Origin of the sequence: Frondihabitans sp. PAMC 28766 (genome assembly GCF_001577365.1) — a bacterium.
Classification (GTDB): Bacteria; Actinomycetota; Actinomycetes; order Actinomycetales; family Microbacteriaceae; genus Frondihabitans.
The window spans coordinates 1,350,960-1,364,700 of the sequence record NZ_CP014513.1 but is presented as its reverse complement, the minus strand read 5'-3'; the positions used below and the strand labels follow the sequence as shown (position 1 = coordinate 1,364,700).

The window sequence follows — 13,741 nt, the reverse complement described above, 5'->3', positions numbered from 1 at the left end:
GCCGCCGCGCGCGGACGGGACGGGACGGGCCTAGCGGCGCTCGGCGGCCTCCACCACGTTCTTGAGCAGCATGGCGCGCGTCATCGGGCCGACGCCGCCGGGCACGGGCGACAGGTAGCCCGCGACGGCGCTGGCCGCGGGGTCGACGTCGCCACGTAGCTTGTACTTGCCGGTCTCCTCGTTCAGCACGCGCGTGATGCCCACGTCGATGACGGCGGCACCCGGCTTGATCCAGTCGGGCTTCACCAGACCCGCGACACCTGCGGCGGCCACGATGATGTCGGCTCGGCGACACTCGGCAGCCACGTCGACGGTGCGCGAGTGCGTCAGCGTCGCCGTCGCCTCGAGCCTCGTCAGCAGGAGGCCCAGAGGCCGCCCGACAGTGAGGCCCTGACCGATGATCGTGACGTGCTGCCCCGCGATCGGGATGTCGTAGGCGCCGAGCATCTCGACGATGCCGCGCGGCGTACACGGCAGCGGCGTGTCGATCGAGCCGTTGCCGCCCGGCACGGCCAGCACCAGCTCGCCGAGGTTGAGGGGGTGCAGGCCGTCGGCGTCTTTGGCAGGATCCATGAGCTCGAGCATCGACGTCGGGTCGATCCCGTCCGGCAGCGGCAGCTGGATGATGAAAGCGGTCACCAGCGGGTTCTGGTTCATGAACCGGATTGCATCGCGGATGTCGTCCGACGACGCCGTCTCCGGCAGGTCCAGGCGGATCGACTCGATGCCGACCTCGGCGCAGTCGCGGTGCTTGCCCGCGATGTACGAGAGCGAGCCCGGGTTCGACCCGACGAGGATGGTGCCGAGGCCGGGGTGGACCCCTGTCTCTTTGAGCGCGGTGACGCGCTCTCGCAGGTCGTCTTTCACGGCGGAAGCGAGGGCTGTGCCGTCGATGCGAACGGCCTGCCCTGGATCCTGCGCCGTTGACGTAGTCGTCGTCATGGGCGCGACCTACGCGTAGAGCGGGAACGCGTCGGTGAGCACCTTGACGCGTGCGGCGAGCGCAGCGATGTCGGGGTTCGGCATCAGCGCCGAGGCGATGATGTCGGCGACCTCGGTGAACTCGACGTCGCCGAAACCACGCGTCGCCAGCGCCGGGGTGCCGATGCGGACGCCGGAGGTGGTCATCGGCGGCCGGGGATCCCACGGCACCGAGTTGCGGTTGACGGTGATGCCGACCTCGTGCAGGAGGTTTTCGGCCTGCTTGCCGTCGACCTCGCTCGAGCGCAGGTCGACGAGCACGAGGTGCACATCGGTGCCGCCAGTGAGGACGTCGATGCCCGCGGCCTTCGCGTCGGGCGCGGTCAGGCGCTCGGCGAGGAGCTTGGCGCCGCGAATGGTGCGCTCTTGGCGGTCTTTGAACTCGGGCTCCATCGCGAGCTTGAACGCGGTGGCCTTGGCGGCGATCACGTGCATAAGGGGGCCGCCCTGCTGGCCGGGGAAGACGGCGGAGTTGAGCTTTTTGAAAAGGGGCTCGTGGTTCGACAGGATCACACCGGAGCGGGGGCCCGCCAGCGTCTTGTGCACGGTCGAGGAGACGACGTGGGCGTGCGGCACGGGCGACGGGTGGAGGCCCGCGGCGACGAGGCCGGCGAAGTGCGCCATGTCGACCCAGAGGTACGCGCCGACCTCGTCGGCGATGGCGCGGAAGGCGGCGAAGTCGAGCTGGCGGGGGTAGGCCGACCAGCCGGCGATGATGACCTTGGGCTTGTGCTCGAGGGCCTGCGCCCGCACGGTCTCCATGTCGATGAGGTAGGTCTCGGGGTTCACTTCGTAGGCGACGGCGTTGTAGAGCTTGCCCGAGAAGTTGAGCTTCATGCCGTGGGTGAGGTGGCCGCCGTGCGAGAGCTCGAGGCCGAGGATCGTGTCACCGGGGGTGGCGAGGGCAGCCAGCACGGCGGCGTTCGCCTGGGCGCCCGAGTGCGGCTGGACATTGGCGAAGTCGGCGTCGAAGAGCTTCTTGGCGCGCTCGATGGCGAGGTTCTCGGCGATGTCGACGAACTCGCAGCCGCCGTAGTAGCGGCGCCCCGGGTAGCCCTCGGCGTACTTGTTGGTGAGCACGGAGCCCTGCGACTCGAGCACGGCGCGCGGAACGAAGTTCTCGCTGGCGATCATCTCGAGGTAGTCGCGCTGGCGGCCCAGCTCTTGCTCGAGGACGGCCGCGATCTCGGGGTCGACCTCGGACAGCGGGGAGTTGAAGGTGGAGGGAAGGCGATCGGTAGGCGTGGTCGACATGGGGCTGCTCCTTTTACACGGACTGCGGCACCTCAGCGCGAAGCGCGGATGTTTGCTGGTACGAGATGGCCCAGGCGTACGGCCACCAACCGTGTGAGTCGCTCCCCGGTGGTTGACCACCCGAACGCCAGTCGCGACCCGTCGAGCATAACAAGCGACGGTGCCGACGCTCAAGGAAACGTGACACCCTTGTGGGTGTGAGCATGACCCTCGACGAGACTGATACCCGGCAGCTCGTCGCCCCCGACGTCCCGTGGGTGACCCTGGTCTGGGACGACCCGGTCAACCTGATGTCGTACGTCTCGTACGTCTTCCGCACCTACTTCGGCTTCGAGAAGACCGAGGCCGAGCGCCTCATGATGCAGGTGCACACCAAGGGCAAGGCGGTCGTCGCCACGGGCTCGCGCGAGCGCATGGAGATGCACGTCGAGGCCATGCACGGCTACGGCCTCTGGGCGACCGTGACGAAGGCCGACAGCGATGCGTAGCGGCGGTCGACACGCGGCCCGCCGACGAGCGACAGGATCCGACTGCTGATGCTCCCCTTCCAGCGGAAGCGCAACGGCGTGCACCTCGGTCTCGCCGAGCACGAGCGCACCCTCATCGGCGATCTGGCGAGACAATTGGTCGACATGCTGCAGGGCGGTGACCAGAAGGATCCTGCGCTCTCGCGCCTTTTGCCCGACGCGTACAGCGGCGACGACGAGGCCGCCGCCGAGTTCCGGCGCCTCACGGCCGACGACCTCACCGAGGCCAAGGTCCGCAACGCCGAGACGATCATCACGACGCTGGGGCAGGATCGCAAGGCGGTGCTGACCCCCGAGGCCGAGCAGGCCTGGTTGCGCTCGCTGACTGATATCCGGCTGACGCTCGGGTCGCGCCTCGCCGTCACGGGCGAGGGCTTCCGGCCCTCGACCGACCCGCAGGTGCTGCTCATGCGCGACATCTACGACTGGCTCGGGTACGTGCAGGAGGCGCTGGTCCGCGCCATCGACCGCTAGCTGCGGTTCATGTCGCGTTGGCGGTGCCGCGCATGAATCTGCGGCTGCGGCGCGGCGTCCGGTTGGCTCGGGTCGGCTCGGGTCGGCTGGCCCGGCCCGGCTCGCGTCGGCTGGCCCGGCTCGGCTCGGGTCGGCGTGCGGCTGGCTCGGCTCGGCGTCCCGTCGGCTCGGCGTCCGTTCGGCGCGGCGTCCGTTCGGCGCGGCGTCCGGTCGGCGCGGCCCGCCTCGGCTCGGCTCGGCTCCAAAAGCGAATCGCTTTTTGTTTTAGGTCGCTCGACTACGTAGTTGAGCGCAAGGCCCCGCCAACGTGCCGCTCGACTACGTAGTTGAGCATGAAAGCCAGTACACCGGAGGCGCTCCACTACGGAGTTGAGCGCGGAGGGGCGCAGGCCGGGCACGCTCCACTACGTAGTTGAGCACGAGGGCCGGCACACCGGAGGCGCTCGACTACGTAGTTGAGGGGCCCAAAAGGGAAAGCACTTCTCGGCTGGGCTACGGGCCGGCGCCAGCGACGCAACGCGGCGGCCGGCGGCGCGCGAGCACGCAGCACGCAGCACGCAGCACGCGACGGGCAAGGCCAGGCAGGGCAGGCCTACCGCGGCACGCGCCGAGCTGCCCCGGCGGCAGCAGCCCGGGGCGGGCGGCGGCGTGCGAGCACTCGGTCGGAGACCACCGTGATGACGAACATGACCGCGGCGACGACGGCGTACAGGACGGGCAGCGCGCCGAGCCCGGCGCCAGCCAGCACGAGGCCACCGACGAGGGCGCCCGCGCCGATGCCGGCGTTGAACGACGACGTGTAGAACGAGTTCGCGAGGTCGCGGATGCGGGCGGGCGCCCGCTCGAGCAGTCGGATCTGCAGCAGCGGCGGCAGCGACCCGAACGTGATGCCGAGCACCACGAACACGACGAACGAGGGCGCGGGTCGACCTTCGAGAGCGAGCAGCCCGAGCACGGTCAGCGCCGTCAGCGCCATGAACAGCGGGATAGTCAAGCCGGTGCGCCGCCCGAGCGCCCAGCCGACGAGCAGCAGACCGACTGCGCCCGCGATGCCGTAGGCGAAGAGCGCAAGGCTCAGCTGCCCGTCCGACAGCCCTGACGTGCGGGTGAGGAACGGCGCCACGTACGTGTAGAGCGAGTAGTGGCCGATCATGAAGATGCCGGTCACGACGCAGCTGAAGACGACACCGAGCTTGCTGGGGTCGGGCAGGGCGCGGAGGCGGGCGTCCTCCCGCGCCGACGAGTCGCCGATGATCGGGATCGACCCGGTCGCCAGAGCACCGGGGCCGACCGGCGTCGCACCCGTGGCCGCGTCGCTGGCCTCGCGACGGAGGGTCTCGGCATCCTGCGCCCCCGACCCCACGTCGGGCAGGAGCCGCCAGACCAAGAGGGCCCCGCCCACCATCAGGATCGCCAGGATGCCGAAAGCCCAGCGCCACCCCACCGCCTGCCCGAGCGCGGTGCCGAGCGGCACACCGAGCACGAACGCGAGCGTGCCTCCGCTCGAGGAGACGGCGAGCGCGCGCCCGACCTGCTCGCGCGGCACGAGGTGAGCCGCGTACGCCCCCGTGATCGCCCAGAACACCCCGTGCGCGAGGCCGCCGAGGATGCGGGCCACGACGAGCAGCCCGAAGGTCGGCGCGAGAGCCGTCCCTGCCGCGCCGATCGCGATGACGATGATGAGCCCGACGAGGAGGCGGTGCCGCGGGATACGCGACAGGAGATGCGTCAGGATCGTCGACGTGAAGACCACGGTGAACGCGAACACCGACACCAGAAGGCCCACCGACGTCTCGCTGACGTGCAGATCGGCGCCCATCTCGGGCAGCAGGCCGGTCGGCAGCATCTCGCCCGAGATCGAGAAGAAGGAGGCCACGGCGAGGGCGATCAGGCCGCCCCACGGAAAGCGGGCGGCGGGCGACGTCGACAGCGGTGAGGGCACGTTCAAGCCTATCGACCAGGTGCGGTGGAGTACGACTGGCGACATGCCCGCCGCTTCGAAGAACGTGCAGAACCACGACGACAAGACCTGTCGCTCGTGCGGCCGTCGCATCGAATACCGGGCCAAGTGGGCGAAGAACTGGAGCGAGGTCGCGTACTGCAGCGACGCCTGCCGCCGCCGCAAGGTGCAGCCTGTCGACCGGAAGCTGGAGGACAGCATCCTGACGCTTCTCGAAGCCCGTGCGGCGACGTCGACCATCTGCCCGTCGGACGCGGCCCGCGACGTCTCCGGGAAAGACGACGAGGGCTGGCGCGACCTCATGGAGCCCGCCCGCCGGGCCGCCCGTCGCCTCGTCGCCCGCGGTGAGGTCGACGTCACGCAGAAGGGGCAGGTGGTCGACCCGTCGACCGCCAAGGGGCCCATCAGGATCCGGCGGCACCGGTAGGCCCGTCGCGCTCGGCTAAGTTGGGCGGGTGCGCCGCCTGCAGACCCGACCGTGGCTCGCGGCCCTCGTCGTCTACGCCCTGTCGCGGGTCGTCTCGACCGTGCTGCTCGGCACGATGTTCACCGTCGCGACGGTGAATCACTGGGCGTTCGCCAGCCACCGCGCCCACGCGTCGCTCATCACGTTCTCGGCGTCGTGGGACAGCTCGGCCTACAAGGGCATCGCCGAGCACGGCTACCCGACAGCGCTGCCGGTCGACGCCGCCGGACACGTGCTGCCGAACGCGTGGGCGTTCCTCCCCGTCTTCCCGGCGATCGTGCGCGCGCTGACGACGGCGCTCGGGCTGAACGCCGTGGTCAACGGCTACTACACCGTGGCCGTCGTCACCGCGACGCTCTTCGGGGCGGGGGCGGTGCTCATGCTGTCGGCGATGCTGCGTCAGCGCGTCTCGAACGAGCGAGCCCTCTTCGCGGTCGTGCTCTTCTGCATGGGTCCGATGGGATTCCTGCTGCAGGCCGCCTACGCCGAGAGCGCCTTCCTCTTCTTCTTGTTCGCGGCCCTCTGGTGTCTGCAGACGAGTCGGTACCTGCTGCTGGTCCCGTTCGCGGTGGTGGCGGCGTTCACACGGCCGGGTGTCCTCGCGCTGGCACTGACGCTGGGCATCCACTTCGTCGTGCGAATCCGCGAGCGCAGGATCGGGACGGCACGGTTTCCCCTGCGAGATGCGGTCTCGATCGGGGTCGCTGCTCTGGTCACGGCGGTGGCGGGTCTCGCGTGGCCTGTGGTCGCCTCCGCCGTGACCGGGCGCTCGAGCGCCTATCTCGACACCGAGCTCGCGTTCTGGGTCGGGTTCGTCGGGCATCGGCACTTCGCGCCGCTGACCCCGTGGTTCGCGATGGCGACGACGTTTCTCGGGCCTGTCGGCATCGTGGTGGTGGTGCTCGCGCTCGCGGCCGCCGCCTTCTGGTTGACGCGGCGCGGAACGAAGGCGCTGGGGCACGAGATCGTCGGCTTCACGGCGTCCTACTGGCTCTACCTCGTCGCAGTGTTCCTGCCGCAGCAGAGCCTCGTGCGCCTGCTGATGCCGGCCGCGCCGATGCTCGGGAGCCCGGTCTTCTGGGGGCCCGGCGTCGCGGGCAGTCGTCGGCGTCGCATCCTGCTGGTGGCCGGGGCGATCCTGCTGCAGGCGGTCGCCATCGTCTTCCTCTGGTTCCTCGGCTACCCCTGACCGTCGGGCGTGCGGACGAGGTAGGTCGGTGACGCCGCGAAGCCCGCGCGCTGGTAGAGCGTGACGGCGCCGTCGCTGGAGTGCACTGTCACGTGGCCGAGCTCGAGTTGGTCGGCGCGCGACAGGACCGCGCCCATCAGTCGCCCGCCGATGCCACCGCCCCTTGCATCCGGCACGACGTACACGCTCTGGACGTCGCCCGAAGCACGCTCCAACTGCGTCGGGCTGGGCACCCGCGAGACGACCGCGAGCCAGGCCATGCCGACGACGACTCCGCCCCGCACGGCAACGGCGCAGTGGTGATCAGGATGCCGGGCCGCGAAGTCGACGAAGAAGCTCACGAACTCCTCGTGACCGACGACCGGCACCCGGCGGTTCTCGGCCAGCCAGCGCCAGCGCAGCTCGGCCACGGCGTGGATCTCGTCGGCCCGGGCCGGCCGGATGTCGACGTCGTCCATCGCACCATCCTATATCGACAGGTAAACTTGCAATACTAACTGCGCAGGCGTACTGTACAAATCATGCAGACGGCCACCAGCATCGACGTCGCCGACCGGCTCATCACGGCCACCGGCCGCATCCGCCGCTCCGTTCGGCGAGACGCTCTCCCCGGCAACGCTGCCGACGACACCAACCTGACGCTGTCGCAGGAGGCCGTGATCGGCCACCTCACCCGCGGCGGCGCCATGACGACGGCCGATCTCGCCCGACTCGAGGGCGTCCGCCCCCAGTCGATGGGCCTGACGGTCGCCGGGCTCGAAGAGCTCGGGCTGATCGCCAAGAAGCCCGACCCGGCCGACGCGCGGCGCAGTCTCCTCGAGCTGACCGATGCCGGCGTCGAGTCGCGGGCCAGCGCCCGCGACCGCCGGGCCGGAGTCCTCGCCGGCCGATTCGACGCCCGCCTCACCCCCGACGAGCTGGCAGCCATCGAGCACGCCCTCGACCTCATCGACAGAGTCGTCGACCGCTGACCTCCCCTTCACCCCGAAATAAGTAGGCGACCACCACGACCACCACAGCCCCCACCACCCGGCGAGCACCCCGCGAGACCGGCTTCGGCCCGCGCTTCGTCGTCCCGATCCTGTTCGGCCCGCTGCTGAACCCGATCAACACCACGATGATCGCCGTCGCGCTCGCGCCGATCTCGAAAGACCTCGGCATCGGCAGCGACCAGGCGATCTGGCTCGTGTCGTCGCTCTACCTCGCCAGCGCGATCGCGCAGCCCACGATGGGCAAGCTGGCCGACCGGTTCGGCCCGAAGAAGATCTTCCTGATGGGCATGGTCATTGTGATCGTGGCGGGCCTCCTGCCCGAGTTCGCGCCCAGCTTCGGCGGGGCGCTGCTCTCGCGCGTGCTGATCGGCATCGGCACGTCGAGCGCCTACCGGCGGCGATGAGCGCGATCCGCAACCAGTCCGATCGGCTGCAGGTGAAGACGCCGCCGCTCGTGCTGGGCGGCCTGTCGATCTCGTCGCTGGTGTCGGCCGCGGCCGGGCCGCCCCTCGCCGGCGTGCTGATCGGCGCCTTCGGCTGGCACTCGATCTTCCTCGTCAACGTGCCGCTCGCGGGCGCCGGCCTCGTGCTGGCCGCCCTGTGGATGCCGTCCGACCGCATCCGCCCCGTCCGTGAAGCGCCGCTGCCCGTGCGCCAGGCCATCGATCCGCTCGGCCTGACCCTGTTCGCCATCGCGATCGGCGGCCTCCTGGTGTTCCTGCTCGACCTGTCGGCCGGGCTCTACTGGCTGCTCGCCGTCACCGTCGTGGCGATCATCGCCCTGATCGTCTGGGAGCGCCGTGCGGTCGCCCCGTTCATCGACGTGCGCATGCTCGCGTCGAACGGCCCGCTCACCCGCACCTACCTGCGGCTGTTCCTCCTCTACGGCATCGCCTACACGATGACCTACGGCTTCTCGCAGTGGGTGCAGGATGTGGCGCACCTCTCGTCGCAGACCGCGGGGCTCGTGCAGCTGCCGGGCGCGATCCTGGCCGGGGTGGCGTCGTTCTGGTTCGCTCGCAAGCAGGGCGTGCGGGCTCCGCTGATCGCGGCAGCCCTGGTTCCGCTCGCCGGCGGCATGCTGATCCTGGCGCTGACCGGGGCGTCCAGCGTGTGGATGTTCGTGGTCGTCACCCTGTTCTTCACGATCCCGCAGGGGCTCGCGTCGGTCTCGAACCAGGCGGCGCTCTACCGCCAGGTGCCCGCGTCGGGAATCGGTGCGGCCGCCGGGCTCTCGCGCACGGCGATCTACATCGGCGCGATCGCCTCGACGAGCCTGATCGGCGTCGCCTACGGGCAGGCGCCGACGACCCCGGCACTGCACGAGCTGGGCTGGGTCATCATCGGAATCGGAGTGGCGCTGAGTGCGCTCACCATCCTCGACCGCAAGCTGAAGGCGCCGAAGCCGGGCGCCACCGACGCCCCCGACGGGGCCGCCACGACTCTCGAGGCGGACGCCGCGAGCGCCGACGAGCCCGAGTCGGTCACCACCCCGTAGCGGGCCTCTCCCCTTACCTTTTCGGCCTTACCTTTTCGGCTCGATCTGACCCGCAGGACGGTCGGATCGAGCCGAAAAGGTAAGGGTGCGGGCCGCGGAGGGTCAGAGCCCGGTGAGGTCGAGCACCTCGGCGGTCGACGCGGCCTGCACGGTGGGCGCCGGGCCACCCGGCCACGGGCGGCCGAGACTGACCCACCCGGTGCGGAGCCCTGCATCCTGCGCCCCACGGATGTCGTTGTCGGCGCTGTCGCCCACCATCCACGTCTCGGCGATCGCCGCCCCGCGCTCGTCGACCGCACGGCGGAAGATCTCGGGGTCGGGCTTCACGAGCCCGGCCGCCTCCGAGATGACCGCCCCGTCGATGAGGTGCTCGAGCCCGACGTGCGACAGCTTCATGGTCTGCTGTTTCACGCTGCCGTTGGTCAGCACGGCGAGGTCGACCCCGCGGTCGGCGAGCGCCGTGAGCCGCTCGCGCACGCCCTCGTTCAGCTCGACGTAGTCGACGTGCTCGTGTCGGATGCGGTCGACGAGGTCGTCATGCTCGTCGTCGAGGCGCAGGATCCGGCGCATCGCCTCCGCGACGTCGTCACGCTCGGCATAGCCGCTGTCGTCGATCGCGATGACCTGGTCGGCGGCCGAGGGGTCGGCCCCGGTCTCCTCCGCCACCCGGCGCACCCACGAGCCGAACGCCGCGTCCCGATCGATGAGCGTGTTGTCGAGGTCGATCAAGAGGAGCGGCATCCCTCGACGCTAGCCCCGGGCCGAAGCCGACGGCCGCGGTGCCATACGCTGGACGGGTGACCGAGACCCACTGGACCCTGACGCTCGTCTGCGAAGACCGCCCGGGCATCGTGCACGCCATCAGCGGCGCCGTCGTCGAGGCCGGCGGCAACATCACCGAGTCGGCGCAGTTCTCGAGCCACGACACCGGCACCTTCTTCATGCGACTGCAGGTCGTCTCGTCGACCGGGCGCGACGCGTTCACGGCGGCTCTCGCGCCGGTCGCCGAGCACTACGCGATGGAGTGGAAGCTCGACCTGGTCGGCCGGCCGCTCCGCACCCTGGTGCTCGTCAGCAAAGCCGCGCACTGCCTCAACGACCTGCTCTTCCGGCAGCGGGCCGGGCAACTGCCCGTCGAGATCCCGCTCGTGCTCGCGAACCACCCGGATCTGCAGGGGCTGGCCGAGTTCTACGGGGTGCCGTTCGAGCACCGGGCCGTGGTCGGGCCCGAGCTGAAGGCGGAGTTCGAGCGTCGCATCCTGGAGGCCGTCGACGAGTACGACATCGAGCTCGTCGTGCTCGCCCGCTACATGCAGATCCTGAGCCCTGAGCTGTGCGCGGCCCTCGGCGGCCGGGCGATCAACATCCACCACTCGTTCCTCCCCGGCTTCAAGGGTGCGAACCCCTACCGCCAGGCCCACGCCCGCGGCGTCAAGCTGATCGGCGCCACCGCCCACTTCGTCACGAGCGACCTCGACGAGGGCCCGATCATCGAGCAGAACGTGGTGCGGGTCGACCACACCCGCGACGCCGCCGACCTGATGGCCATCGGGCAGGACGAGGAGTCGCGCACCCTCACACAGGCGGTCCGATGGTTCGCCGAAGACCGCGTGCTGCTCGACGGGGCCCGCACCATCGTCTTCCGCTGATCGGCCGCCCCAGCTCGCGTCCGCTCTGGCACGATAGAGGCAGCATGTTCGACACACCGAAGAGGCGCCCCGGTCGCGGCGGCGGGGGCAACGGCCAGCCGCTGCGGGCAGGCGACGTCCTCCGCTTCTTCCTCGAGCTCTTCGCGTTCTTCAGCCTCGCCTTCTGGGGCTACATGGCGTGGCCCTTCCCGCTGCCCGGCATCTTCTTCACGCTCGGCCTGCCGATCTTCGCGATCGTGATCTGGGGGCTCTTCCGGTCGCCCAAGGCCGTGATCAAGAGCGACCCGGTCGGGCGCGCGATCGTCGAGATCGCGATCATGGGCGCCGCCGTCTACACCTGGTTCAGCCTCGGCTACCCGGTCGTGGGCGTCGTCTTCGGCGTGCTGGCGCTCGTCTCGGGCATCCTCAACTTCCGTCGCGAGAACGCGTCGTGATGCGTCGGCCGGCTCGGGGCGGGGGCTCACTGTGAGTTTCGTCGTCACGAACGCCGTGGCAGTGGACGCCGGCGGCGAGCGCCTCGGCGCCTGGCTGCTGATCGACGGCGACACCATCCAGGCGGTCGGCACCGGCAACGCGCGCGCATCCGGGCTGGTGCCCCTCGAGGCCGAGACCGTCGACGCCGGGGGGCGCACAGTCACTCCGGGGCTGATCGACCTGCACGTGCACGGCGGCGGGCGCCACTCGTTCGACGACGGGGCGAGCGACATCGAGGCGGCGCTCGCGGTGCACCGGGCGCACGGCACCACCCGCACCCTGCTGAGCCTCGTGGCGAACCCGCTGCCGGCGCTGCGCGGATCGCTCGAGACCATCGGCACGCTGATGAAGGCCGATCCGCTCGTGCTGGGCGCGCACCTCGAAGGCCCCTTCCTCTCTCCCGACAACCGAGGCGCGCACCGGCACGACTACCTGGCCACTCCCGATCCTGAGGCCGTCGCGTTTCTGCTCGAGGCGTCGCCCGGCACGGTGCGCAGCGTCACGATCGCGCCCGAGCTGCCCCACGCACTCGACGCGATCGAGACCGTGGTAGCGGCCGGGGCGGTCGCGGCGGTCGGCCACACGCAGGCCGACTACGAGACCGCGCGGGCCGCGTTCGACCGCGGGGCGACACTGCTGACGCACGCGTTCAACGCCATGCCCGGCATCCATCACCGCGCACCCGGCCCGATCGTCGCGGCGATCGACGACCCCCGGGTGACTCTCGAGCTGATCCTCGACGGCGTGCACGTGCACCCGTCGGTGGCGCGCGTGCTGTTCGAGCAGGCTCCCGACCGCGTCGCACTCATCACCGACGCGATGGCCGCCGCCGGCTCGAACGACGGGCAGTACCGGCTCGGCACCCTGGACGTCACGGTGCGCGGCGGCACGGCGCTCCTCTCGGACGCGCTGGCCACCGGGGTCGAGACGATCGCAGGATCCACGCTCCTCCTCGACGAGGCGCTGCGGCTCGCGATCGGCACGCTGGGCCTGTCGCCGGTCGACGCCGTCACCGCCCTCACGCGCACACCGGCCCGCGCTCTCGGCGTCGACGGCAACCTCGGGCTCCTCGCCCCCGGCCACCAGGCCGACCTCGTCGTCTGGAACGACGACTGGACGGTGCAGCGCGTCTGGGCGGCCGGCCGACGACTCTGACATGATCGACGGATGACAACGAAGTCACTCCTCGTCATCGGGGGCACGGGTCAGATCAGCGCGGCATGCGTCCGCGACGCCGTCGCGCGGGGGTTCGACGTCACTGTCGTCAACCGGGGCGCGACCAGCAGCAGGCACGTGCCGGCCGAGGTCGAGACGCTCACGGCAGACGTGCGCGACGAGCGCTCGGTGCAGGATGCCCTCGGCAGCCGCCGGTTCGACTCCGTCGCCGACTTCCTCACGTTCACGCCCGACCAGATGCAGTGCGCGATCCGCCTCTACGGCGAGATCTGCGACCAGTACGTCTTCGTCAGCTCGGCGTCGGCCTACCAGAAGCCGCCCGCCGCTCTGCCGATCACCGAGAACACCCCGCTGTTCAACCCGTTCTGGCAGTACTCGCGCGACAAGATCGCCTGCGAGCGGCTGTTGCGCGACGAGCACGCCAGAGGCCGCGTCCGCGCGACCGTCGTGCGCCCATCGCACACCTACGACCGCACTCAGGTGCCGCTGCTCGGCGGCTGGACGGTCATCGACCGCCTGCGCCGCGGCCTGCCCATCTCGCTGCACGGCGACGGCACCTCCCCTTGGGCTCTGACCCACTCCGACGACTTCGCGCCGGCCTTCCTCGCCGTCCTCGGGGCCGAGGCTGCCATCGGCGAGGCGTTCAACATCATGTCGCCCGAGCTGCTCACCTGGAACATGATCGCTCTCGACCTCGCCGACGCAGCCGGGGTCGAGGTGCCGCACATCGTGCACCGCACCACGCACGACACCGTGCAGATCGCGCCCGAGTGGGACGAGCCACTGCGGGGTGACCGCACTCACGCGGCGATCTTCGACTGCACGAAGATCCTCGAGCTCGCGCCGACGTGGCAGCAGACGATCCCGTTCGCCGAAGGCGCCCGACGCATCGTGCGGTGGTACGACGCCGACGAGTCGCGCCGCGTCGTCGACCCGCACATCGACGCGCTGTACGACCGCCTGACCGCGTCCGAGCGCCAGGCGGCCTGACGGTCTTGCTGCCTGACCGGCTGACCGGTCTGCCGGCCTGCTGGCTTGACCGGTCTGCCGGCCTGATCGCCGGCCCCAGCCGCTGTCCTCCGAAGGTCCGACTGCGGCGGA

General features: G+C 70.5%; 16 protein-coding genes and 1 riboswitch. Of the genes, 11 read left to right on the top strand and 5 right to left on the bottom strand.

What is annotated here, in order from left to right; all coding sequences use genetic code 11:
* Positions 1-30: 30 nt before the first annotated feature.
* Entirely contained in the window at positions 31-942 is a 912-nt protein-coding gene (locus AX769_RS06685; RefSeq protein WP_066277369.1) for a bifunctional methylenetetrahydrofolate dehydrogenase/methenyltetrahydrofolate cyclohydrolase, read from the bottom strand.
* Between the two features lie 9 nt (positions 943-951).
* Positions 952-2,235, bottom strand: coding sequence for a serine hydroxymethyltransferase (gene glyA / locus AX769_RS06680; RefSeq protein WP_066277366.1), 1,284 nt, complete (start codon positions 2,233-2,235; stop codon positions 952-954).
* Positions 2,236-2,296: 61 nt separating this feature from the next.
* Positions 2,297-2,380, bottom strand: a riboswitch (ZMP/ZTP riboswitch).
* A gap of 58 nt (positions 2,381-2,438) precedes the next feature.
* Here glyA and clpS point away from each other — a divergent pair.
* Both clpS and AX769_RS06670 read left to right on the top strand, forming a co-directional pair.
* On the top strand, positions 2,439-2,723 hold the full coding sequence (gene clpS, locus AX769_RS06675; RefSeq protein ID WP_066277363.1) for an ATP-dependent Clp protease adapter ClpS: 285 nt from the start codon (positions 2,439-2,441) through the stop codon (positions 2,721-2,723).
* 48 nt (positions 2,724-2,771) lie between these two features.
* Positions 2,772-3,236 (top strand): DUF2017 domain-containing protein, encoded by a 465-nt coding sequence (locus tag AX769_RS06670; RefSeq protein ID WP_066277362.1) that lies wholly within the window; start codon positions 2,772-2,774, stop codon positions 3,234-3,236.
* A 592-nt stretch (positions 3,237-3,828) separates the two neighbouring features.
* On the opposite strand, the gene AX769_RS06665 is transcribed toward AX769_RS06670, so the two are convergent.
* Positions 3,829-5,178: an MFS transporter gene (locus tag AX769_RS06665; RefSeq protein WP_239451960.1), complete on the bottom strand. Its 1,350-nt coding sequence runs from the start codon at positions 5,176-5,178 to the stop codon at positions 3,829-3,831.
* Between the two features lie 43 nt (positions 5,179-5,221).
* On the opposite strand from AX769_RS06665, the gene AX769_RS06660 reads away from it, so the two are divergent.
* Together AX769_RS06660 and AX769_RS06655 are read left to right on the top strand one after the other, a co-directional pair.
* Positions 5,222-5,623 (top strand): DUF3253 domain-containing protein, encoded by a 402-nt coding sequence (locus AX769_RS06660; protein ID WP_066277355.1) that lies wholly within the window; start codon positions 5,222-5,224, stop codon positions 5,621-5,623.
* A gap of 28 nt (positions 5,624-5,651) precedes the next feature.
* Positions 5,652-6,851: a mannosyltransferase family protein gene (locus AX769_RS06655; protein WP_066277353.1), complete on the top strand. Its 1,200-nt coding sequence runs from the start codon at positions 5,652-5,654 to the stop codon at positions 6,849-6,851.
* On the opposite strand, the gene AX769_RS06650 is transcribed toward AX769_RS06655, so the two are convergent.
* A complete protein-coding gene (locus tag AX769_RS06650; RefSeq protein ID WP_066277351.1) occupies positions 6,842-7,309 on the bottom strand; it encodes a GNAT family N-acetyltransferase in 468 nt (155 codons plus the stop codon). The genes AX769_RS06655 and AX769_RS06650 overlap by 10 nt on opposite strands.
* A gap of 63 nt (positions 7,310-7,372) precedes the next feature.
* Here AX769_RS06650 and AX769_RS06645 point away from each other — a divergent pair, with 63 nt between their 5' ends.
* From AX769_RS06645 to AX769_RS06635, 3 genes are all read left to right on the top strand, one after another.
* Complete coding sequence (locus AX769_RS06645) at positions 7,373-7,822, top strand: MarR family winged helix-turn-helix transcriptional regulator (protein WP_066277346.1); 450 nt, start codon at positions 7,373-7,375, stop codon at positions 7,820-7,822.
* A gap of 146 nt (positions 7,823-7,968) precedes the next feature.
* Positions 7,969-8,247 carry an MFS transporter gene (locus AX769_RS06640; RefSeq protein WP_066277344.1) on the top strand — a complete coding sequence of 93 codons (279 nt, stop codon included), beginning with the start codon at positions 7,969-7,971 and terminating at the stop codon, positions 8,245-8,247.
* Positions 8,244-9,341, top strand: coding sequence for an MFS transporter (locus AX769_RS06635; RefSeq protein ID WP_066277341.1), 1,098 nt, complete (start codon positions 8,244-8,246; stop codon positions 9,339-9,341). The genes AX769_RS06640 and AX769_RS06635 overlap by 4 nt, the downstream gene beginning before the upstream one ends.
* Before the next feature lie 102 nt (positions 9,342-9,443).
* On the opposite strand, the gene AX769_RS06630 is transcribed toward AX769_RS06635, so the two are convergent.
* Positions 9,444-10,082 (bottom strand): HAD family hydrolase, encoded by a 639-nt coding sequence (locus tag AX769_RS06630; RefSeq protein WP_066277339.1) that lies wholly within the window; start codon positions 10,080-10,082, stop codon positions 9,444-9,446.
* A gap of 56 nt (positions 10,083-10,138) precedes the next feature.
* On the opposite strand from AX769_RS06630, the gene purU reads away from it, so the two are divergent.
* Genes purU through AX769_RS06610 form a run of 4 tightly spaced genes read left to right on the top strand, consistent with a single transcriptional unit; the run spans position 10,139 to position 13,630 of the window.
* Positions 10,139-10,990, top strand: a complete 852-nt coding sequence (purU, locus tag AX769_RS06625) for a formyltetrahydrofolate deformylase (protein ID WP_066277337.1) — start codon at positions 10,139-10,141, stop codon at positions 10,988-10,990.
* A gap of 44 nt (positions 10,991-11,034) precedes the next feature.
* Positions 11,035-11,424, top strand: a complete 390-nt coding sequence (locus AX769_RS06620) for a YrdB family protein (RefSeq protein ID WP_082763539.1) — start codon at positions 11,035-11,037, stop codon at positions 11,422-11,424.
* 31 nt (positions 11,425-11,455) lie between these two features.
* Positions 11,456-12,619 carry an N-acetylglucosamine-6-phosphate deacetylase gene (gene nagA / locus AX769_RS06615; RefSeq protein WP_066277336.1) on the top strand — a complete coding sequence of 388 codons (1,164 nt, stop codon included), beginning with the start codon at positions 11,456-11,458 and terminating at the stop codon, positions 12,617-12,619.
* Between the two features lie 12 nt (positions 12,620-12,631).
* Positions 12,632-13,630: an NAD-dependent epimerase/dehydratase family protein gene (locus AX769_RS06610; RefSeq protein ID WP_066277335.1), complete on the top strand. Its 999-nt coding sequence runs from the start codon at positions 12,632-12,634 to the stop codon at positions 13,628-13,630.
* Positions 13,631-13,741 lie beyond the last annotated feature (111 nt).

Coding starts and splice junctions, on each gene's coding strand:
- AX769_RS06670 (WP_066277362.1), top strand. CDS start 2,772: ATGCTCCCCTTCCAGCGGAAGCGCAACGGCGTGCACCTCGGTCTCGCC.
- clpS (WP_066277363.1), top strand. CDS start 2,439: ATGACCCTCGACGAGACTGATACCCGGCAGCTCGTCGCCCCCGACGTC.
- AX769_RS06645 (WP_066277346.1), top strand. CDS start 7,373: ATGCAGACGGCCACCAGCATCGACGTCGCCGACCGGCTCATCACGGCC.
- AX769_RS06610 (WP_066277335.1), top strand. CDS start 12,632: ATGACAACGAAGTCACTCCTCGTCATCGGGGGCACGGGTCAGATCAGC.
- AX769_RS06640 (WP_066277344.1), top strand. CDS start 7,969: ATGATCGCCGTCGCGCTCGCGCCGATCTCGAAAGACCTCGGCATCGGC.
- AX769_RS06685 (WP_066277369.1), bottom strand. CDS start 942: ATGACGACGACTACGTCAACGGCGCAGGATCCAGGGCAGGCCGTTCGC.
- AX769_RS06620 (WP_082763539.1), top strand. CDS start 11,035: ATGTTCGACACACCGAAGAGGCGCCCCGGTCGCGGCGGCGGGGGCAAC.
- AX769_RS06630 (WP_066277339.1), bottom strand. CDS start 10,082: ATGCCGCTCCTCTTGATCGACCTCGACAACACGCTCATCGATCGGGAC.
- AX769_RS06660 (WP_066277355.1), top strand. CDS start 5,222: ATGCCCGCCGCTTCGAAGAACGTGCAGAACCACGACGACAAGACCTGT.
- glyA (WP_066277366.1), bottom strand. CDS start 2,235: ATGTCGACCACGCCTACCGATCGCCTTCCCTCCACCTTCAACTCCCCG.
- AX769_RS06650 (WP_066277351.1), bottom strand. CDS start 7,309: ATGGACGACGTCGACATCCGGCCGGCCCGGGCCGACGAGATCCACGCC.
- AX769_RS06635 (WP_066277341.1), top strand. CDS start 8,244: ATGAGCGCGATCCGCAACCAGTCCGATCGGCTGCAGGTGAAGACGCCG.